This is a genomic window from Halomonas nitroreducens (genome assembly GCF_003966155.1).
Lineage (GTDB): Bacteria > Pseudomonadota > Gammaproteobacteria > Pseudomonadales > Halomonadaceae > Halomonas > Halomonas nitroreducens.
Window position 1 is genome coordinate 84112 of the sequence record NZ_RXNS01000005.1, and the last position, 20008, is coordinate 104119.

Below are 20008 nucleotides of genomic sequence, written 5' to 3' on the forward strand. Positions count from 1 at the left end.
GCGGGCGTTGGGATCAAAAAAGCGAGGAAAGAGAACGCGCAAGGGCGCCTCCCGGGCGCCCTTGTGGATCAGATAAGATCGTAGTGCTTGAGCTTCTTGCGCAGGGTGCCGCGGTTGAGGCCGAGCATCTCGGCGGCGCGGGTCTGGTTCCCCTGGGCGTGTTCGAGCACCGAGGCCAGCAGCGGCGCCTCCACTTCGGCCATCACCATGGCATGGAGGTCGGTGACGCTGCTGCCGTCCAGGTGCGCGAAATAGCGGCGCATGGCGGCTTCGACGGCCTCACGCAGGGGCATGTCGTCCCGCGGCAGGCTGGCGCCTTCGGCGACCTCGGCGAGATCACGGGAGGCCCGGGCGTCTAGCTCGGACAGCGCGGGATTCTGGTCAAAGGCTTGGCTGCTGGTCATGCGGCACAGGTTCCATCCGGCGTCATGGCCTGGGCGACACGGCGGGGGGCCGTGTCCGGCTCATGACGAAACAGTTCGTCGATGAAGCGGCACTGGGCATCGGCGCTGTCCAGGCCATTGAAGGTGGCACGCAGGGCGCGACGGCCGGCATCGTCGAAACGGGCATCCCCGGCCAGGTACCAGCCGAGGTGCTTGCGGGCGATGCGCACGCCCATATGCTCACCATAGAAGTCGTGCAGGGCCAACAGGTGGCCGCGCAATACAGAGGCACGCTCGTCGTCGCCGGGGGGGGACAGCGGGCGACCATAATGGAGGTAGTGGTCGATCTCGCGGAAGATCCAGGGATTGCCCTGGGCCCCGCGACCGACCATCACCGCATCCGCCCCAGTATAGTCGAGGACGCGGCGCGCCTTCTCGGGAGAATCGATATCGCCGTTGGCGAGCACCGGGATGTCCACGGCTGCCTTGATCGCGGCGATGGTGTCGTACTCGGCCTGGCCCCCGTAGCGCTGCTGGCGATGGCGGCCATGCACGGCCAGTGCCTGGATGCCGGCGTCCTCGGCCAGCCGGGCGACGCGAACGCCGTTGTTGCTCTCGGCACACCAGCCGGTGCGGATCTTGAGGGTCACCGGCACGGGCACCGCGGCGACCACCGCCGCGAGGATTTCGGCGACCAGGGCCTCGTCACGCAGGAGTGCCGAGCCGGCCGCCTTGTTGCAGACCTTCTTGGCGGGGCAGCCCATGTTGATGTCGATGATCTCGGCGCCCATCTCGGCGTTGAGCCGCGCCGCCTCGGCCAGCATCTCGGCATCGCCGCCGGCGATCTGCACGGCGCGGGGCCCGGGCTCGCCGCGGTGATCCATGCGCAGGCGCGACTTGCGCGTGTGCCACAGGCTCGGGTCCGAGGTCACCATCTCGCCGACCACCAGTCCCGCCCCCAGGCGCCGGCACAGCGCACGGAAGGGCCGGTCGGTGACGCCGGCCATGGGCGCGAGCACCACCCGGTTGGGCAGGGTGTGGCGGCCGATGCGGGGCAGGGGACGGGAATCGGGCATGGTCACGGTCGGTGGCTCGGAGGGGGACCTATCATACGCCCCCGGGGATTCTGGGTGAAGGCACTGTTTGTCGCGGTCGTCTCAGCCGGCACATCGTCAGCCGGCGCATCGCCCGGTTAGCCGCACCCAGCCCTCGCGCACCACCGGCTCGTCCATGATCAGGCCCTGGCCCGAGTAGGCGGCCTTCACCTCCTCGGCCTGGCCCTCGAGGATGCCGGACAGCGCCAGTCGCCCGCCCGGCGCGACGCGCCCGGCGATCTCCCCGGCCAGCTCGACCAGTGGCCCGGCCAGGATATTGGCCAACACCAGCGGGAAGCGGGCGTCGGTCGCCAGCTGCTCGGGATAGCAGAGCCCGAGGGCCGTGTCGGGGATCGCGTTGCGCTGGGCGTTGTCGCGGCTGGCGGACAGGGCCTGGGGGTCGATGTCGGTGCCCGTGGCGCGGCGAGCGCCCAGCTTGAGGGCGGCGATGGCCAGGATGCCGGAGCCGCAGCCCACGTCCAGGACCTCGATGCCCTCAAGCTCGCCGTCCATGGCCAGGCCGTCCAGCCATTCCAGGCATAACGCCGTGGTGGGGTGGGTGCCGGTGCCGAAGGCCAGGCCCGGGTCCAGGTGGAGATTGACCGCCGCCGGGTCCGGTGCCGCGTGCCAGCTGGGCACGATCCACAGGCGCTCCCCCATCCGCAGGGGGGCGAAGTCCTCCATCCAGGCCCGCTCCCAGTCCCGGTCGTCGAGCAGTTCATGCTCGATCTCCGGGCAGGGCTCTCCGGGCATGGCCTCGGCCCAGGCGGCCGCCAGGCGCTCGAGCATCGCCGCCAGGCCGGCCAGGTCGTCATAGAGGCCGGTCAGCACTGTCTCGTCCCACAGTGGGGTGGTACCCCGCTCGGGCTCGAAGACCGGTGCGTCATGGGCATCCTGCAGGGTAATGGCAGTGGCGCCTTCGGCCAGCAGCAGGTCTTCGAGCAGTTCGGCCTGCTCAGGGGCGATGCGGGCCTTGAGTTGCAGCCAGGGCATGGGGGGACTCCCGGGGATCGGAGGGGGAAGAAACGACGACGGGGCGGCGTCGGCCGCCCCGTGGGGGAGGGATCGGCGCCGCGCCTAGAGGCCGAGCTTCTTCTCCAGGTAATGGATGTTGACACCACCCTGCTGGAAATAGCCGTCGCGGACGAGGTCCTTGTGCAGGTCGGTGTTGGTCTTGATGCCTTCGACCAGCAGTTCGTCCAGGGCGTTGCGCATGCGGGTCAATGCGGTCTCCCGGTCCACGCCCCAGGTTATCAGCTTGCCGATCAGGGAATCGTAGTGCGGCGGCACCGAGTACCCGGTGTAGACGTGGGAATCCATGCGCACCCCCAGGCCGCCCGGCGGGTGGTAGAGGGTTACCTTGCCGGGGGAGGGCATGAAGGTCTTGGCGTCCTCGGCGTTGATCCGGCACTCGAAGGCGTGGCCGGTCAACTTCACGTCTTCCTGACGGATCGACAGCGGCAGGCCGGAGGCGATGCGCAGCTGCTCGCGGACGATGTCGACGCCGGTGACCATCTCGGTCACGGGGTGCTCGACCTGAACACGGGTGTTCATCTCGATGAAGAAGAACTGGCCGTCCTCGTAGAGGAACTCGAAGGTGCCGGCGCCACGGTAGCCGATGGTGATGCAGGCCTCGCGACAGGCCTCGAGGACCTTGGCGCGGGCCTCCGGGTCGAGCCCCGGCGCCGGGGCCTCCTCCAGCACCTTCTGATGACGACGCTGCAGGGAGCAGTCGCGGTCATAGAGGTGGATGGCATTGCCCTGGCCGTCGGCGAGCACCTGGACTTCCACGTGGCGCGGTTTCTCGAGGAACTTCTCCATGTAGACGGTGCCGTCGCCGAAGGCCGAGTGAGCCTCGGTGCGGGTCACGGTCACTGCGGAGAGCAGGTGGGCCTCGGTGTGCACCACGCGCATGCCCCGACCACCGCCACCGGCGGCGGCCTTGATGATCACCGGATAGCCGATGCGACGCGCGGTCGCCACGATCTCGCCCTCGTCATCGCCGAGCGGGCCGTCGGAGCCGGGCACGGTGGGCACACCGGCCTTCTTCATCGACTCGATGGCGCTGACCTTGTCGCCCATCAGGCGAATGGTCTCGGCGCGAGGGCCGATGAAGGTGAAGCCGGAGCGTTCCACCTGTTCCGCGAAGTCGGCGTTCTCGGAGAGGAAGCCGTAGCCGGGATGGATGGCGCTGGAATCCGTGACCTCGGCGGCACTGATCAGCGCCGGGATGTTCAGGTAGGACTGCGCGGAGGAGGCCGGGCCGATACACACGGCCTCGTCGGCCAGGCGTACGTGCATCAGCTCGCGGTCGGCCTTGGAGTGGACCGCGACCGTACGAATGCCCAGCTCCTTGCAGGCGCGCAGGATGCGCAGGGCGATCTCGCCGCGATTGGCGATGAGAACCTTGTCCAGCATGAGGGGGTCCGCCAGGTTGGTGGAAAGATCAGGAGATGACGACCATCGGCTGCTCGAACTCGACCGGCTCGCCGTCCTCGACCAGGATGGCCTCGATCACGCCGTCACGATCGGCCTCGATCTGGTTCATCATCTTCATGGCCTCGACGATGCACACGGTCTCGCCCTTCTTGACGCTCTGGCCGATCTCGACGAAGGCCTTGGCGCCCGGGGCGGGCGAACGGTAGAAGGTGCCCACCATGGGCGACAGCACGGCCTGGCCCTGGTAGCCGGGGCCTTCCTCGGCCGGGGGCTCGGCCGAGGCCGCCGGCTGAGGCGCGGCGGGGGCTGGCTGGGCCGGTGCCGGCCAGGCGGGGGCCTGGGGTTGGGGGTAGGCGCTGCCGTTCGGGTGACGGCTGATGCGCACCGATTCTTCGCCTTCCTGGATCTCGATCTCGCTGATATTCGACTCTTCCAGCAGCTCGATCAGTTTCTTGACCTTGCGGATGTCCATGACGATGTCTCGCTCGGGTGGATTCGGGGGTCGCCCCGGCGCTGTCAACCGGGGCCAACTTGCAATAGATCGCGGCAAGATGTCGACTCTTGGCGCCTCTATCGGCCTTGAATAGCGTTGTCGGCGGAGTTTGCCGAAAATCGTCGGCGATGTCCAGCGGGGTTCGAACGGCGTTCGCCGGTGGCCGCTACGGCCGGCCGGGCGCTCAGCTGCGGCGGCCCGTCAGCCAGTCGCGGACACTCTCGAGATGGCTGGCCAGGCCGGCTGCGTCGACCTCGCCCTGGACCCGGGCCTCGCGCAACTCCCGGTCGCCGTCGAAGAATAGCAGGCTCGGCGGCCCGAACAGGGCGAAGTGGTCGAGCAGGGCGCGACTCTCGGCATCGGTGTCGGTGACGTCCACGTCGATGCGGCGGAAGTCCGACAGCGCCGCGACCACCGGCGGTGCCGGAAAGACCTCGCGCTCCATGATCTTGCAGGAGATGCACCAGTCGGCCGTGACATTGACCAGGGCGGGACGCGGGTCGTCGGCCAGCGCCGTCTCCAGCGCAGCAAGGCTCTCGACCACGGTGACATTGCTTGCCGGCGTGCCGGCCTCGGTTCCGGGCGCCGCGGGAGCGGCGGCCGGCATCGCCGCCAATGGGCGCAAGGGGTCATGGGCGCCCCGGGAGGCGCCGATCACCAGGGTCACCCCCCAGACCAGCAGCAGGATGCCGGCGGCCTGGCGGACCCGCGGCCAGCCCTGGGCCTGTTGCAGGCTCAGGGCACCCAGGGCCAGCGCGGTGCCCACGGCGAGCGCCGCCCACAGCAGCAGGGTGACCGGCGGCGGCAGCAGGCGCTCGACCAGCCACACGCTGATGCCCAGCAGCAGAATGCCGAAGGCGACCTTGACGCCGTTCATCCAGGCGCCGGTTGGCGGCAGCAGGGTGGTGCCGAAGGTCCCCACCAGCAGCAGCGGGACCCCCATGCCGAGCGCCAAAGCAAGCAGGGCGGTGCCGCCCATCAGAGCATCGCCGGTGGAGGAGATGAACACCAGGGCCCCGGCCAGCGGCGCCGAGACGCAGGGGGAGACCACCAGCACCGACAGAGCGCCGGCCAGGGCCAGGCCGGCCGGGCCGCTCTGCTGGGCGCGCGCCTGGAGGGCATCGATGCGCCCGGCCAGGCGCGGCGAGAGGCGCAGGTCGATGGCGCCGAACATGGCCAGGGCGAACAGCGCGAAGAGCACGGCGAAGGTGATCAGCACCGGTGCGGATTGCAGGCGGGCCTGGAGGTTCAGGCCGGCACCGAAGACTCCCATCAGCATCCCGACGCCAGCATAGGTGAGCGCCATGCCGGCGACGTAGCTGGCCGAGAGGGCGAGGGCTCGGTATCGGCTGGGGTGCTGGCCGACGATGATCGAGGAGAGGATCGGCACCATGGGCAGCACGCAGGGCGTGAAGGTCAGCCCCAGGCCGGCGAGGAAGAACAGCCCCAACACCAGCGGCAGGCTGGCATCGCGGATCAGGGCGCGGAAATGGCCGTCCTCGCTGCGGGGCACAGCGGGTACGGCGACCGCCGCTGCCGAATTGCCCTCCACGGCGGCAGTGCCTGGTGCGTTCTCCCCGATGGCGTCGACGAAGGCCGTGGGCGCCGGTCCCTGTGGGGCCTGCAGGGTCACCTGCTCCGGCGGGTAGCAGAGCCCGGCATCGGCGCAGCCCTGGAAGGTCAGGGCCACCTCCAGGGGGCCCGCCACGGGCGTGGTCAGGGGGACCTCGAACACCACCCGGTCATAGAAGACGTTGACGTCGCCGAGGAACTCGTCGGTCTTGGCCTCGCCGGGCGGCAGTCGGGGCTCGCCCAGGCGGACACCTTCCTCGAGGGATTCCACGCTGAAGCGGTGGCGATAGAGGTAATAGCCCTCGGCGTTATCGATGCCGATCCTGAGCGTCTCGCCGTCATGCCAGGCCTGGGGCTCGAAGGCCTCCATGACCGGCAAAAACTCCGCCTCGTCGCTGTCGGCAAACCACTGAGCCTGGGTGGCCAGGGGCATCAGCAACAGGAGCAAGGCGGCGGCGAGGCGACGGGCGTTGATCACGGGACTTCCTTCATCCGAACGGCGATGGCGGGCTTGTGACTCATGCAGTGTCCTGGGGTTCCGCAGGGGGCACCGCTATGATCAGATGCTAGGATATCGCAGCGGCCGGGGGTTGTGGATGACCGCCTTCCCGCGAGGCCGCGCCGAATCGTCGCGCCCGCGACTCATCAGCAGCTAGGGAAACAAGGACATGGCTTTGACGCGAAAGGCGGCCGACAGGCGCCGCAGCAAGGTCGAGGCGCTGGAGCGCCCGCAGTATGGCTGGATCTGGAAGCCGCTTCTGGCGGTACTGGTCATCTATCTGCTGGTGGCGATGGGGCTGGGAATCTGGTGGAGCCGCACGCCGGCCCCCTTTGCCCTGGAGCCTGCCGTGGCCGAGCAGCGCGAGGCGACCCCGGCGGCCCGGGGGGCGGTGACCACGGCCGGCCTTAGAGCGGTGGTCGAGACGCTCCTCGACAAGCCCGGCGGCTATCTGCGCAACGACATCGCCCCGCCGGGGCTTTGGCTCGACAACATGCCGGCCTGGGAGCTGGGCGTGCTCAGCCAGAGTCGTCGCCTCGCACGCGCCCTGCCGGCCATGGCCCAGGGCGAGGCGGGTGAGCTCGAGCGGGTCGAGACGCACCTGCAGGGTGACAGCCGCGACTGGTTCTACCCCTCCACCGAGCACCGCCTCGAGCAGGCGCTGAGCGGCCTCGGCGCCTACCTCGAGCGCGTGGGGGAGGGCGGCGAGGCCGCCTTCGCCGAAGGCGGGCAAGGCCTGGCGCCCTGGCTGGCCGGGGTGGCCGCGGGCCTCGATGACCTGGGAAGTCGTCTCTCGGCGAGCGTCGCTCGTCCTGCGGCCCTGGCCGACCTGGATATCGAGGCCGAGGGGCTGCCCCGCGAGACGCCATGGTATCGGGTGGACAACGTCTTCTTCGAGGCCCGGGGGCAGGCCTGGGCGCTGCTTCACCTGCTCGAGGCGGTGCGCCATGACCAGGCCGACGTGCTGGAGGCCGCCGGCCTGACGGGGCGCTGGGAGATGCTGGTCGCCGAGCTCGAGCGTAGCCAACGGCGGCTGTGGAGCCCGGTGGTGCTCAACGGCTCCGGCTTCGGCATCTTCGCCAATCATTCCCTGGTGATGGCCAATCATGTGGTGCGGGCCCGGGACCTGACCCGCGAACTTGCCAGGACGCTCGAGCAGGCCGTGCCGGTGACCGCCGGTTCGGTGACGGAGGCGCCTGCCGGGGGCGGCGAAGCGGCCGCGGAGTCTGCGGCGGGATCGGCCGACGAGGCCGCGGGTGCCGCCGGCTCGGCGGCGGAAGCGCCTGCCGGGGGCGACGAATCGGCCGCGGAGGCTGCGGCAGAGCCGGCGGACGAGGCCGCCGGTTCGCCGACAAAGGCGCCTGCCGGAAGCGCCGAGCCGGTCGCGGAGAGCGAGACGGCACACTGATCCGTTAAACGGCGACGGGCCGCCCGAGGGCGGCCCGTCGTCTGAGAGTGCGGTCGAGTCGCCGGGGATCAGGCCTTCTCGTAGGCGGCCGCGGATTTCTCGATGGCCTTGCGGGCAGCCTCGACGCCTTCCCAGGACTCCACCTTGACCCACTTACCCTTCTCGAGGTCCTTGTAGTTCTCGAAGAAATGGGCGATCTGCTGGCGCAGCAGCTCGGGCAGGTCGGTGACCTCCTGGATGTCGTCATACAGGCTGGACAGCTTGGGATGCGGCACGCACACCAGCTTGGCGTCCTCGCCGGCCTCGTCGGTCATGTTGAGGATGCCGACCGGGCGCGCCCGGATGATGCTGCCCGGCTCGACCGGGTAGGGGGTCACGACCAGGGCGTCGAGGGGGTCGCCATCGTCGGCGAGGGTGTGCGGGATGAAACCGTAGTTGGCCGGGTAGAACATCGGCGTGGCCATGAAGCGGTCGACCAGCAGCGCTCCCATGTCCTTGTCGATCTCGTACTTCACCGGCGCGTGGTTGGCCGGGATCTCGATCGCCACATAGATGTCGTTGGGCAGGTCCTTGCCGGCGGGGATGTTGTCGAAGTTCATGATCGCGTCCTTCTTGGCGGATGGCCGAGTCGAGTGGAGAAAAATCCGGCGAATTATACGAAGCCATGTCGGTGATTACCAATCCGACATAGGTGTCGAGGCGGGCGGAGGCCACTACGGCTTTGGTGGACGAGCCAGTGGTAGCGACAGCGGTGTATCATGAGCCACCGATGGAAGGGCCGGCCCGCCGGCGAGACGCGCGACCGCAAGGAGACTGTTCTTGGCACCCGCACAATTGTCACTGAGTTACGGCCAGGCCTTCGTGGCACCGGAGCGCCGCCGGCATCGCAGCTCCATGTCCGTGCGCCTGCCCGAGGGGCCGCTGCTGACGGCGAAGGGCGCCTGCGCCCTGATCAGTGACTCCACCTCTCGCAACCCCCTGGCCAAGCAGGCCGGTGACATCAGTGTGCGGGGGTTTTTGGCCGACTACTTTTCGACGCCTGATCACTGGGACGTGAAGACCTCGGCCACTCGGGTGCTGCGTGCGCTGAACGGCTGGTGTTTCGGCCAGAGCCGCCAGGTCAGTGACGGCGGTTTCGTCAGTTCCATTTCGACCATGATCTTTCGGGGGCGCGAGGCGCACCTGTTCCACATCGGTGACACCCTGGTGTTCCGGCTGCGTGGCGCCGAGTTCGAGCAGTTGTCCCGGGACCACGTGACCGACCTCGGTGGCTATCGCTACCCGTCCCGTGCTCTCGGCATGGATGCCGGGCTCGACATCGAGTATGCCCGGCTGCCCCTCAAGCAGGGCGATATCTTCCTGTTCACCACCCAGGGCGTGCAGGGCACCCTGATGCCGTCGGACTACGTACGGCTGATCCGCGAGGATGCCAGCGACCTGGACGCCGCCTGCGAGCGGTTGGCGCAGACCGCCCGGGAGCGGGCCCAGGAGCGAGGCTACGGCAGCGACCAGTTCTGCTTCCAGCTGGTGCGCATCGATGCCCTGCCCGAGGAGGAGCAGGATTACCCCGGCAAGGTCTACGGCGATCTGCCGATCCCCCCGGAACTGGCCGTGGGCGAGCGGCTCGACGGCCTCGAGGTGCGCGAGGTGCTGTCCCGCACCGCCCAGTCCCGGGTCTATCGCGTCCGCGACGTGCGGACCGAACGCGATCTGGTCATGAAGGCCCCGAGCCCTGAACTCTCCAATCGCAACGCCTACCTCGAGCACTTCCTGCTCCAGCAGTGGGTGGTGGAGCGGGTGCATTCGCCCTTCGTGGTGCGGGTGATGGAGCCGTCCCGGCCGCGGCGCTTCCTCTATTACCTGATGGCCTACGTCGAGGGCGAGACGCTCACCGAGTGGGTGCGTCACCACCCCCAGGCCGGTCTCGACCAGCGACTCGATATCGCGATCCAGCTGGGCAAGGCCATCCAGGCACTGCATCACCGTGACCTGCTCCACCAGCGGGTGCATCCCGACAACGTGCTGATCGATCCCCACGGCCAGGTGGTGCTGGCCGACTTCAGTGCCTGCCACCTGCGCGACGTGGACGGCCACCGCCGTTCCCGGGGGCTGCTGCGCCAGGTGGGTATCACCGAGCACAGCGCCCCGGAATATGCCCTGGACGACGAGGTGGGGCGCCGCAGCGATCAGTTCTCGCTGGCCTCCACCGTCTACTGGCTGCTCACCGGGGCGCTGCCCTACGAGCTGCCGCTCAAGGAGCTGCTGCGCCACACCGACCTGGAGCGGATGGTCTACCGCAGTGCCCGGACCCTCAACCCCGAGATCTCCCCGGCCCTGGATGACGCGCTGCGCCGCGCCTTGTCGCCGCAGCGCGCTCTGCGCTTTCGCCGCCTGTCGGAGTTCCTCCACGCCCTGCGCCTGAGCGGCGAGCCGCAGCGCGATGCCTCGGGAACGCTTGGCGAGCCCGCCCGGTTCTGGCAGGGCGTGGCGGGGGTTCTGCTGCTGCTGCTGGTACTCTCCTGGCTGCTCAAGTGAGCGGGCGGCCACAAGCGACAGGCCCGGGCGTATGCCCGGGCCTGCTGGTGCGGTCGACGGCCTATCGTGGGAAGAGGCGGCCTAGAGCGTGAAGGTAGGCAGCTTGCGCTCGACCCGGTGCTTGGCCAGGTGCGCGACGGCGGGCAGGCCGTTGACGAAGGGGGGGAAGTCCTCGCCCTGGATCAACGGCGACAGGTAGCGGCGGCAGGCCTCGGTGATGCCGAAACCGTCCTCGCGGATGAATTCGCGGGGCATGAACTTCTCGCGGTTGGCGACTTCGGCCAGCGGGGCGGCCTCGACGGTCCAACCATAGGGCGCATCGCCGGTGCGTCTGATGGCCGGCATCTGGGCGTTCTGTCCGGCCAGTGCCAGTTCCACGGCCTTCTCGCCCACCGCGTAGGCCTGGTCGACGTCAGTCTTGGAGGCCAGGTGGCGGGCGGCACGCTGCAGGTAGTCGGCCACCGCCCAGTGGTACTTGTAGCCCAGGTCCTGCTTGACCATGCCGGCCAGCGTCGGGGCCACGCCGCCGAGCTGGCGGTGGCCGAAGGCGTCGGTATTGCCGGAGTCGGCCAGGAAGGTGCCGTCTTCGTAGCGGGCGCCCTCGGAGACCACGATCACACAGTAGCCGTACTGCTTGACGGATTCCTCGACGCGGGCCATGACCGCGGCCCGGTCGAAGGCGACCTCGGGGAAGATCACCAGGTGCGGCGGCTCGCCCTCGCCTTCACCGGCCAGAGCGCCGGCGGCGGCGATCCAGCCGGCGTGGCGGCCCATCACCTCGAGGACAAAGACCTTGGTGGAGGTGGCGCACATCGAGGCGATATCGAGGGAGGCCTCCAGGGTGGAGGTCGCGATGTACTTGGCCACGCTGCCGAAGCCCGGGGAGTTGTCGGTGATCGGCAAGTCGTTGTCCACGGTCTTGGGGACATGGATGGCAGTGAGCGGGTAGCCGAGCTTCTCGGACAGCTGCGAGACCTTCAGGCAGGTGTCGGCACTGTCGCCACCGCCGTTGTAGAAGAAGTAGCGGATGTCATGGGCCTTGAAGACCTCGATCAGGCGCTCGTACTGGGCGCGGTGGGTCTCGATGTCCTTGAGCTTGTAGCGGCAGGAGCCGAAGGCACCGGCCGGAGTATGGCGCAGCGCCGCGATGGCCTCATCGCTCTCGCGGCTGACGTCGATCAGGTCCTCGGTCAGGGCGCCGATGATGCCGTTATGGCCGGCATAGACCTTGCCGATCTGATCGGAGTGGCGGCGGCAGGCCTCGATAACGCCGCAGGCGCTGGCGTTGATCACGGCGGTGACGCCGCCGGACTGGGCGTAGAAGGCGTTGTGCTGAGCCATGGGGCTATCCTGTTGCTGGTCGCATCAAGGGAAGCGCGCGGTGGCCGTCTCGCCAGGCGGGTCGGGCGCTTCCGGTTCGGGTCCGGACAAGGCCGCAGATTCTAGCCTATCGGCCCTGCGGCTGCATCCTGTCGGCGATCCGCGACGGGCGGGGCGGGCCGCTGGAGGGCGCGCGGGGGCCATGCTAGTCTGCCGCTTTCCACCGGCCGGGCCGCCGGTAAGATCTTTCGGAAGCGGAGACTCCATGCATCTTCACATTCTCGGCATCTGCGGCACCTTCATGGGCAGCCTGGCCCTGCTGGCCCGGGAGCAGGGGCATCATGTCAGCGGCTCCGATGCCAACGTCTATCCGCCCATGAGCACCCAGCTCGAGGCGGCCGGGATCGCCCTGATGGAAGGCTTCTCGGCCGACCATCTTGCGCCACGGCCGGATCTGGTGGTCATCGGTAATGCCCTGTCCCGAGGCAATCCCGAGGTCGAGGCCGTGCTCGACGCCGGCCTGCCCTATGTCTCCGGGCCCCAGTGGCTGGCCGAGCGGGTGCTGCCGGGGCGGCGGGTCCTCGCCGTTGCCGGTACCCACGGCAAGACCACCACGGCCAGCCTGACTGCCTGGCTGCTCGAGTCGGCGGGCCTCTCGCCGGGCTTCTTGATCGGTGGGGTGCCCCGCAACTTTGACATCTCGGCGCGGCTCGGGGCTCCCGGCGCGCCCTTCGTGGTGGAGGCCGACGAGTACGACACCGCTTTCTTCGACAAGCGCTCCAAGTTCGTCCACTACCGGCCCGAGATCGCCATCCTGGGCAACCTCGAGTTCGATCATGCGGATATCTTCCCGGACCTCGCGGCCATCGAGCGGCAGTTCCACCACCTGGTGCGCACCGTGCCGGGTAAGGGGCGCCTGCTGGTGGCCGACAAGGAGCCGGCCCTGGAGCGGGTGCTGGCCCAGGGCTGCTGGACGCCGGTGTCGCGCATCGGCGAGGCGGCCGACAGCCCCTGGCGCTTCGTCCTGGAACGCGAGGATGCCAGCCGCTTCCGGGTCATCCACCGGGAGGGCGAGGTCGAGGAGGACGCCGTGGTCGACTGGGCGCTGACCGGCGACTACAACGCGCGCAACGCCCTGGCGGCGCTGGCCGCCGCCCACGCCTGCGGCGTCGATCTGGCCCGAGGCTGTGCCGCCCTGGCCCGCTTCGAGACGCCCCGGCGACGCCAGGAGGTTCGCGGAGAGGTGGCCGGCATCCAGGTCATCGACGACTTCGCCCACCACCCCACGGCCATCGCCGCGACCCTGGCGGGCCTGCGGGCCGCCACCGCCAGGGGGCGGCTGCTGGCGGTGATCGAGCCCCGCTCCAATACCATGCGCCTGGGCACCCTGCGCGACCGGCTCGCCGAGAGTGTGGCCTGTGCCGATGCGGCCTACTGGTATCAGCCGGCGGGGCTCGACTGGTCGCTGGCACCGGTGATCGAGGCTGCCCCGGTGCCGGGGTGGAAGTACGATGACCTGGAGGCTCTGGTCGCCGCCCTGGTCGCCGAGGCCAGGCCCCATGACCGCATCGTGGTGATGTCCAATGGCGGCTTCGGGGGCATCCACGAGCGGCTGCTGGCCGCCCTGGAGGTCGCCCATGGCTGATACCTTTCGTCCGCCTGTCACCGTGGCCATCACCGGCGCTTCGGGGGCCCAATACGGGCTGCGCCTGATCGATGCTCTGGTGGCGACGGATCACGAGGTCTGGGTGATGATCTCCAAGGCCGCTCATCTGGTGATCGCCACCGAGACGGAGGCCGAGCTGCCGGCTCGCCCCGAGCGCCTCTCCGCGGCACTCGGCGAGCGCAGCGGGGCGCGGCCCGGGCAGATTCGCTGCTTCGGTCGCGAGGACTGGATGGCCCCGGTGGCCTCGGGCTCCGGGGCCAGTTCGGCGATGGTGATCTGCCCCTGTTCCACCGGCACCCTCTCGGCAGTGGCCTGCGGGGCCAGCAACAACCTGATCGAGCGCGCCGCCGACGTGGCCCTCAAGGAACGCCGCCGGCTGATCCTGGTGCCCCGGGAGACGCCGCTCTCGGCGATCCACCTGCAGCACATGCTCGAGCTGAGTCGTCTCGGCGCCGTGGTACTGCCGGCGGCACCCGGGTTCTATCATCAGCCCCAGACACTCGATGACCTCATCGACTTCATCGTCGCGCGCATCCTCAACCAGCTGGGCATCGAGCATCGCCTGATGCCGCGCTGGGGGGAGTGACCGCCATAGCCGACGCGCAAGCCGACCCGCCATGACAAGGATGTCACCCGCATGATCTCGCTTTCTGTGCTCTCGGTGTTCGTGCCGACCTTCCTGCTTGTCTCGCTGACCCCGGGCATGTGCATGACCCTGGCCATGGTGCTGGGCATGACCCATGGCGTGCGCCGAACCCTATGGATGATGCTCGGCGAATTGGCTGGCGTGGGCCTGGTGGCCGTCGCCGCCGGTGCCGGGGTGGCGGCGCTGATGCTGCGCCAGCCCGGGCTCTTTGCGGTCCTGAAGTGGGTCGGGGGTGCCTATCTGGTCTATCTGGGGGTGATGATGTGGCGCTCCCGGGGGCGCATGGCGGTGCCCGAGACGCTCGATGGTCAAGTGACCGCGGGGCGCCGCGAGCTGGTCGCCCAGGGGTTCGTCACGGCAGTGGCCAACCCCAAGGGCTGGGCCTTCTTCGTGGCCCTGCTGCCGCCCTTTCTCGATGCCTCGCGGGCCCTGGAAGGCCAGCTCACTGGACTGGTCGCCATCATCCTGGCCATCGAGTTCCTGGCACTGGTCACCTACGCCACCGGGGGGCAGACGTTGCGTCATCTGCTGGGCAGGAGCCGTAACGTGCGGCTGCTCAACCGTATTGCCGGCACCCTGATGGTAGGGGTCGGTGCGTGGCTGGCCCTCGGCTGATCGGCTAGGCCGGGCCCAGCCAGACCACCCGGGCGGCGGTGAGGCCCAAAGAGGCCGCCACCAGCAGTGGCCAGGGGCAGGGAGCCAGGGGCGCGCGGGGATGGCGCTGCCAGGCCAGCTGCACCAGGGCGCAGACCACCAGGCCCAGCAGGGCGCCGCCGATCAGGTCGCTCAGCCAGTGGACGCCGATCACCAGCCGCGATAGCGCCATGGGCACCACCACGGCGATCGCGCCCCAGTAGACCCAGAAGCGTCGGCCCAGCGGCAGTTCCCGTGCCGTGAAGGCGGCCGCCAGGCCGAATACCACCACGGCGGTGGATGTGTGGGCGCTGGGATAGGCCAGGGAGTCGGCCAGGTAATCCGGCACGCTGGGGCGGGCACGGCCAATCGTCGCCTTGCCCAGGGTGTTGAGCAGCGCGATGCCGGTCAGGCCCGCGGCGATATGGCCGAAGGCTGCCAGGTGTCTCCGCCACAGCAACCAGAGGCCCCAGGGCAGGGTCAGGGCGATCACGCCATAGAGGTCGCCGATCTCGGCCATCCGTTCGGCCAGCCATGCCAGGCCGGGCACCGCCAGCGCCGCCATGGCGGCGTTCAGGTGCGTATCCATCGGCAGCGGGCCGTCATGACGCAGCACCACCAGGGTCCAGGCCGACAGCGCCGTCAGCGAAGCCACCAGCAGCAGCCAGGTGCCCAGCGGCGGCTCCCGGTCATGGGGGCGCGCCAGCAGGCGCCAGGCCAGTCGGCTGCGAGGGTGGCGGCGTGACAGACGCGCCAGTCCCCGGTAGACCAGGCCATGGCGATGGGTCTGGTGGCGCAGCCAGGAGAAGATCAGCGCCAGCGCCACCACCATGACGCCGAGCCCCACCAGCCAGGGCCGCAGCGCTTCGGGAAACCCCGGCAGGCGCTGCCAGGCGTGGCCCAGCAGGTAGCCCGGCAGCACATAGGCCGGCGCCCAGAGCAGCGCCGAGCCGATGTTCGCCCAGGTGAAGGTGCGCGGCGGCATGTGCATCATGCCGGCGATCAGCGGCACCACGGGACGTACCGGGCCGACGAAGCGTCCCAGCAGTACCGACAGCGGGCCGTGGCGCTGGAAGAAACGGGCACCCCGGGCGAGCCATTCCGGATAGCGCGACAGCGGCCACAGGCCGGTGACGCGCTCACGCTGGGTGTAGCCGATCCAGAAGCTGAGACCGTCGCCGACCACGGCGCCGAGAAAGGCGGCGGCCAGCACCGTGCCGACGGCCACCTCCTGGTGGCCGGCCATGGAGGCGGCGGCGGTGATCAGCACCACGCCGGGGACCAGCAGGCCCACCAGGGCGAGGGATTCGATCAGGGCAATGGTGGCGATGAGCGCGATCAGCAGCGGCGGCGAGGGCGTCAGCTGGTAGAGGGCATCGGCAAGGTTCAAGTGACTCTCCGTAGTCGTGAGCCGGCGGGGCGACGTTCACCCATCGGCCAGGCTATGGCTCATGGCCTGCAGGCGCTGCTCGAAGTGTGGCCAGGCCTCGTCGCGACGGGGAAAGGCCAGCCGGGTACGCAGCTGCAGGGGGCCGGTCTCCACCAGCACAATCTGGCTCAGCGCCTGGGTGAGGCGATGACGCACCAGCAGGGCCCCGCTCTCGGTGGTGTCCGGCAGCAGCAGCCAGAAGACGGCGTCGCCCTCCCGGCCCAGGACATCATGTTCCCGACAGCGGCTGATGATGCCCCGGCACAGTCCCTGAAGCAGCGCCGCACGAGCCTTGGCGCCGAACTGCTCGCCGGCCATGTCGACCTGGGGCAGGTGAATCAGCAGCACCGCCAGGGGGCGCTCGAGAAATTCCGCCCGCTCGAACTCCCCGGCCAGGCGCTCGTGGAGGCTGTCACGGGTGACGGCACGGCACTCGCGCTCCCAGGGGTCGGTGACGAGCAGCAGCGCCTGCTGGCGGAGCCGCTCCCAGGGCACCAGGGCGGCCACCGCCACCAGGGCCAGGTAGACGAACAGCAGGTCCCGCTCCAGATCACCGTTACCCAGCAGGGCCAGCCAGATCGGTGTCAGGGCCAGGTTGAGCAGCATGGCCGGCCCCAGCGGCAGCAGCAACAGGGCCAGGACCGGTGGCAGGCCCACCCACAAAGCCGGCAGGCCAGCCTGGCGGGGCAGCTCCACGGCGGTCAGCAGGAAGCCGCAGATCAACACCAGGTATGCCGATGCCCGGGAGGGGGTATGGGTCCCCGCCGCCAGCAGGGTTGCCACCAGCATCACCGGCGACAGCAGGGCCGGCATCAGGATGCGTCCATAGTCGCCCATCAGGTAGAACCACAGGGCCTGTCCCAGCAGCAGCAGGGTGGCGACGGCGAGGATGGCGGGGAAGAGCCGCGAGGCGTGCGGGCGATGCTCATCCATGGTGGGCGACCTCCTTGACCTCGAGGGGCGTGTCCTGATGCGCCAGGGCGCGTCGCTCCCGGACCAGCGAGCCCAGCCGGGGGAGGGCGACGACGCGGGCCGTGACCGGTTCCTCGATGGCGGCGAGCAGCTGGTGGCGACGGGCGGCGGCCTGTTCGGAGTCGCGATTGATCAACAGCACCCCCAGGGTGCGCCGGTCGAGCCGGTAGCAATGCTCGAAGCGTCGGGTCAGGCGACACAGGCGCTCGGCCAGGGGCCATAACCGCCAGCGCGATGTCCGCAGCAGCAGCAGTTCGGCATGCACCCGCTCCTGGCTGGTGCGCCGACGCTCCCGCTGGAGGTCATGGTGGAGCTGGTGGCCGGGCCAGATCGGTAGCCCCGGCACCAGGCGGGCGCGGTCGAGCATGCGCCGGCGCAGAGCCTGCAGCTCCAGCGAGCGAGACAGCCCCAGCAGCATCATGCCGGCCAGCAACAACCCCGCCAGTGCCCATTGCTCGGCGCCCAGCAGGTCGGGCAGCAGCGCCCAGCTCATGATCGCCAGCAAGGTGTTGAACAGCAGCATCCAGCGAGGCTGAGGCAGCATCAGCAGGATCGCCCAGGCCCATAGCCAGGTGAGGTGGCGTTCCGGGGCCACCCACAGCAGGGCCGCCAGCAACAGCCCCGGCAGCAGCTGCCAGGGCACGGTCGCCGGATGACGATGGCTGAACTCGAGCTGGGTCGCGGTGACGCCCAGCCAGATCGTGGTCAGCCACAGCAGCAGGGCATCCGCCAGGCCACCGGCATTGGCCGCCAGCGTGGCGGTGAGGCCGGCCGCCGTCACCAGGTTGACCCGCAGGAGTCCGATTTTGTACTTGCTCTGCATGGTGACTTAGTATGGTCCCTTTCCCCGAATCGACTCGACCGCCGGTGCTGCGGCCCCCTTAATCCAGGAGACACTCTACGGCATGACAGCTCACGCCACCCACTCCGATCACGCCGAGGGCGTCGGCGACGTCGACGCCTACATGCAGCGCCTGGGGCAGCAGGCCCGCGAGGCGACCACCCGCATGCGGCGGGTCGAGACTGCCGCCAAGAACGCTGCACTGCTGGCCATGGCCGAACGCCTGGACGAGGCACGTGCCGAGGTGCTGGCCGCCAACGCCCGCGACCTGGCGCGGGGACGGGACAACGGCCTGGATGACGCCCTGCTCGACCGCCTGGCCCTGGACGATGCTCGCCTGGATGCCATGATCGAGGGGCTCGGCCAGGTGGCGGCCCTGCCGGATCCGGTCGGCGAGATCGACGGCCTGCGCGCGCGTCCCAGCGGCATCCAGGTCGGCCAGATGCGCGTTCCCCTGGGGGTGATCGGCATCATCTACGAATCCCGCCCCAACGTCACCATGGAAGCGGCCAGCTTGTGCCTGAAATCGGGCAACGCCTGTATCCTGCGTGGCGGCTCCGAGGCGCGGGAATCCAATGCGGCGATCGCCGCGTGCATCCAGGCCGGGCTCGAGCGGGCCGGGTTGCCCGAGGGTGCCGTCCAGGTAGTGGCCACGACCGACCGGGCGGCCGTGGGCAGGATGATCACCATGCCCGAGTTCGTCGACGTGATCATCCCCCGGGGCGGCAAGTCGCTGATCGAGCGCATCACCCGGGAGGCCAGCGTGCCGGTGATCAAGCACCTCGACGGCGTCTGCCATGTCTACCTGGATGCCACCGCGGATCCGCAGAAGGCGCTGGCCATCGCCGTCAACGCCAAGACCCAGCGCTACGGCACCTGCAACACCATGGAGACGCTGCTGGTGGATGCGCCCCTGGCCGAGGCGCTGCTGCCGCGCCTGGCGGCCGCCTACGACGAGCACGGCGTCGAGCTGCGCGGCTGCGAGCGCACCCGGGCGGTCCTCGACACCATCGCCGTGGCCACCGAGGACGACTGGGCGGCCGAGTACCTGGCGCCGGTGCTGGCGATCCGTGTCGTCGACGGCATCGACGCGGCCATGGCGCACATCGAGCGCTACAGCTCGCGGCATACCGACGCCATCGTCACCGAAAGCTATACCCTGGCCCGTCGCTTCCTGGCCGAGGTGGACTCCAGCTCGGTGATGGTCAATGCCTCCACGCGCTTCGCCGACGGCTTCGAGTACGGGCTGGGCGCGGAGATCGGCATCTCCACCGATCGCCTGCATGCCCGCGGGCCGGTGGGTCTCGAGGGGCTGACCACCCGCAAGTACGTGGTGCTCGGCGACGGCCAGGTCCGGCAGTGAGCGTGCCGGCGCCGCCGCCCCGGGTCGCCATGCTGGGCGGCACCTTCGACCCGGTCCACCTGGGCCACCTGCGCAGTGCCGTCGAGCTTCACGAGGCGCTGGGTCTCGATCGCGTGCACATGGTGCCGGCGGCCTCGCCGCCGCTGCGCGACACGCCCCGGGTGACCCCCGAGGAGCGCCTGACCCTGTTGCGCCTGGGGATCGGTGACACCCCGGGCCTGGTCGCCGACTCCCGGGAGCTCGATCGCGAGGGTCCCTCCTACAGCGCCGACACCCTGGCCGAGCTGCGCGAGGAGTACGGCCGCGAGGCCCGGCTGGTGATGGCCCTGGGGCATGATGCCTTCCTGCGCCTGGCCGACTGGCATGCGCCGGAGCGGCTCTTCGCGCTGGCCCACGTGGTGGTGATCGAGCGTCCCGACCATCAAGCGCGTCTGCCGGCGTCGCTGACAGCGCTGATCGGGAATCGCGAGGTCGCGTCGACGGCGGCACTGATGGCCGCTCCCGCGGGAGGGCTGCTGCGCCTCTCGCTGCCCTCGCGGATGGCGATTTCCGCCACCGAGGTGCGCCATCGCCTGGCCACCGGTGCCAGCGTGCGCTACCTGCTGCCCGAGGCCGTGGAGGCGCACCTGCTTACCCGGGGACTGTATCGCCACTAGGCACTGCCACCTCGCGCTCAAGTCGGTACAATGTAGGCATGACGATTTGTCGCTGAGAG

General features: G+C 69.6%; 18 protein-coding genes. 7 read left to right on the top strand and 11 right to left on the bottom strand.

Annotated elements, in window-relative coordinates; all coding sequences use genetic code 11:
• Positions 1-68 precede the first annotated feature (68 nt).
• The 6 genes from fis to dsbD all read right to left on the bottom strand — a co-directional run bounded on the left by fis (position 69) and on the right by dsbD (position 6459).
• Complete coding sequence (gene fis / locus EKG36_RS06740; RefSeq protein WP_126482348.1) at positions 69-404, bottom strand: DNA-binding transcriptional regulator Fis; 336 nt, start codon at positions 402-404, stop codon at positions 69-71.
• Positions 401-1459: a tRNA dihydrouridine synthase DusB gene (gene dusB, locus EKG36_RS06745; RefSeq protein ID WP_126482350.1), complete on the bottom strand. Its 1059-nt coding sequence runs from the start codon at positions 1457-1459 to the stop codon at positions 401-403. Before dusB ends, fis begins: the two co-directional genes overlap by 4 nt.
• A 96-nt stretch (positions 1460-1555) precedes the next feature.
• Positions 1556-2470 (bottom strand): 50S ribosomal protein L11 methyltransferase, encoded by a 915-nt coding sequence (prmA, locus tag EKG36_RS06750; protein ID WP_126482352.1) that lies wholly within the window; start codon positions 2468-2470, stop codon positions 1556-1558.
• Positions 2471-2554: 84 nt separating this feature from the next.
• Entirely contained in the window at positions 2555-3895 is a 1341-nt protein-coding gene (gene accC, locus EKG36_RS06755) for an acetyl-CoA carboxylase biotin carboxylase subunit (protein ID WP_126482354.1), read from the bottom strand.
• 28 nt (positions 3896-3923) lie between these two features.
• Positions 3924-4388, bottom strand: coding sequence for an acetyl-CoA carboxylase biotin carboxyl carrier protein (gene accB, locus EKG36_RS06760; RefSeq protein WP_126482356.1), 465 nt, complete (start codon positions 4386-4388; stop codon positions 3924-3926).
• Between the two features lie 205 nt (positions 4389-4593).
• Positions 4594-6459 (bottom strand): protein-disulfide reductase DsbD, encoded by a 1866-nt coding sequence (gene dsbD, locus EKG36_RS06765; protein ID WP_126482358.1) that lies wholly within the window; start codon positions 6457-6459, stop codon positions 4594-4596.
• 190 nt (positions 6460-6649) lie between these two features.
• On the opposite strand from dsbD, the gene EKG36_RS06770 reads away from it, so the two are divergent.
• On the top strand, positions 6650-7888 hold the full coding sequence (locus EKG36_RS06770) for a DUF2333 family protein (protein ID WP_126482360.1): 1239 nt from the start codon (positions 6650-6652) through the stop codon (positions 7886-7888).
• A gap of 68 nt (positions 7889-7956) precedes the next feature.
• Here EKG36_RS06770 and ppa read toward each other — a convergent pair whose 3' ends face one another.
• Positions 7957-8487: an inorganic diphosphatase gene (gene ppa / locus EKG36_RS06775; protein WP_126482362.1), complete on the bottom strand. Its 531-nt coding sequence runs from the start codon at positions 8485-8487 to the stop codon at positions 7957-7959.
• Between the two features lie 220 nt (positions 8488-8707).
• Here ppa and EKG36_RS06780 point away from each other — a divergent pair, with 220 nt between their 5' ends.
• Positions 8708-10423 (top strand): bifunctional protein-serine/threonine kinase/phosphatase, encoded by a 1716-nt coding sequence (locus EKG36_RS06780; protein WP_126482364.1) that lies wholly within the window; start codon positions 8708-8710, stop codon positions 10421-10423.
• Positions 10424-10504: 81 nt separating this feature from the next.
• On the opposite strand, the gene EKG36_RS06785 is transcribed toward EKG36_RS06780, so the two are convergent.
• Positions 10505-11764 carry a 6-phosphofructokinase gene (locus tag EKG36_RS06785; RefSeq protein ID WP_126482366.1) on the bottom strand — a complete coding sequence of 420 codons (1260 nt, stop codon included), beginning with the start codon at positions 11762-11764 and terminating at the stop codon, positions 10505-10507.
• Positions 11765-12008: 244 nt separating this feature from the next.
• On the opposite strand from EKG36_RS06785, the gene mpl reads away from it, so the two are divergent.
• Genes mpl through EKG36_RS06800 form a run of 3 tightly spaced genes read left to right on the top strand, consistent with a single transcriptional unit; the run spans position 12009 to position 14670 of the window.
• The gene (gene mpl, locus EKG36_RS06790; RefSeq protein ID WP_126482368.1) at positions 12009-13388 is read left to right on the top strand and encodes a UDP-N-acetylmuramate:L-alanyl-gamma-D-glutamyl-meso-diaminopimelate ligase; all 1380 of its coding nucleotides are present in this window, start codon (positions 12009-12011) and stop codon (positions 13386-13388) included.
• The gene (locus tag EKG36_RS06795; RefSeq protein WP_126482370.1) at positions 13381-13995 is read left to right on the top strand and encodes a flavin prenyltransferase UbiX; all 615 of its coding nucleotides are present in this window, start codon (positions 13381-13383) and stop codon (positions 13993-13995) included. The genes mpl and EKG36_RS06795 overlap by 8 nt, the downstream gene beginning before the upstream one ends.
• A 51-nt stretch (positions 13996-14046) precedes the next feature.
• Positions 14047-14670, top strand: coding sequence for a LysE family translocator (locus EKG36_RS06800; protein ID WP_185827494.1), 624 nt, complete (start codon positions 14047-14049; stop codon positions 14668-14670).
• 4 nt (positions 14671-14674) lie between these two features.
• Here EKG36_RS06800 and EKG36_RS06805 read toward each other — a convergent pair whose 3' ends face one another.
• From EKG36_RS06805 to EKG36_RS06815, 3 genes are read right to left on the bottom strand one after another with little or no spacing between them, the layout of a single operon-like run.
• Positions 14675-16078, bottom strand: coding sequence for a bifunctional DedA family/phosphatase PAP2 family protein (locus EKG36_RS06805; RefSeq protein ID WP_126482372.1), 1404 nt, complete (start codon positions 16076-16078; stop codon positions 14675-14677).
• A 36-nt stretch (positions 16079-16114) separates the two neighbouring features.
• The gene (locus tag EKG36_RS06810) at positions 16115-17050 is read right to left on the bottom strand and encodes a diguanylate cyclase domain-containing protein (RefSeq protein ID WP_126482374.1); all 936 of its coding nucleotides are present in this window, start codon (positions 17048-17050) and stop codon (positions 16115-16117) included.
• Positions 17043-17912 carry a hypothetical protein gene (locus EKG36_RS06815; protein ID WP_126482376.1) on the bottom strand — a complete coding sequence of 290 codons (870 nt, stop codon included), beginning with the start codon at positions 17910-17912 and terminating at the stop codon, positions 17043-17045. The genes EKG36_RS06810 and EKG36_RS06815 overlap by 8 nt, the downstream gene beginning before the upstream one ends.
• 82 nt (positions 17913-17994) lie before the next feature.
• Here EKG36_RS06815 and EKG36_RS06820 point away from each other — a divergent pair, with 82 nt between their 5' ends.
• Both EKG36_RS06820 and nadD read left to right on the top strand, forming a co-directional pair.
• Positions 17995-19293 carry a glutamate-5-semialdehyde dehydrogenase gene (locus EKG36_RS06820; protein ID WP_126482378.1) on the top strand — a complete coding sequence of 433 codons (1299 nt, stop codon included), beginning with the start codon at positions 17995-17997 and terminating at the stop codon, positions 19291-19293.
• A 29-nt stretch (positions 19294-19322) separates the two neighbouring features.
• Complete coding sequence (gene nadD / locus EKG36_RS06825) at positions 19323-19949, top strand: nicotinate-nucleotide adenylyltransferase (RefSeq protein ID WP_126482640.1); 627 nt, start codon at positions 19323-19325, stop codon at positions 19947-19949.
• The last annotated feature ends 59 nt before the right edge of the window (positions 19950-20008 follow it).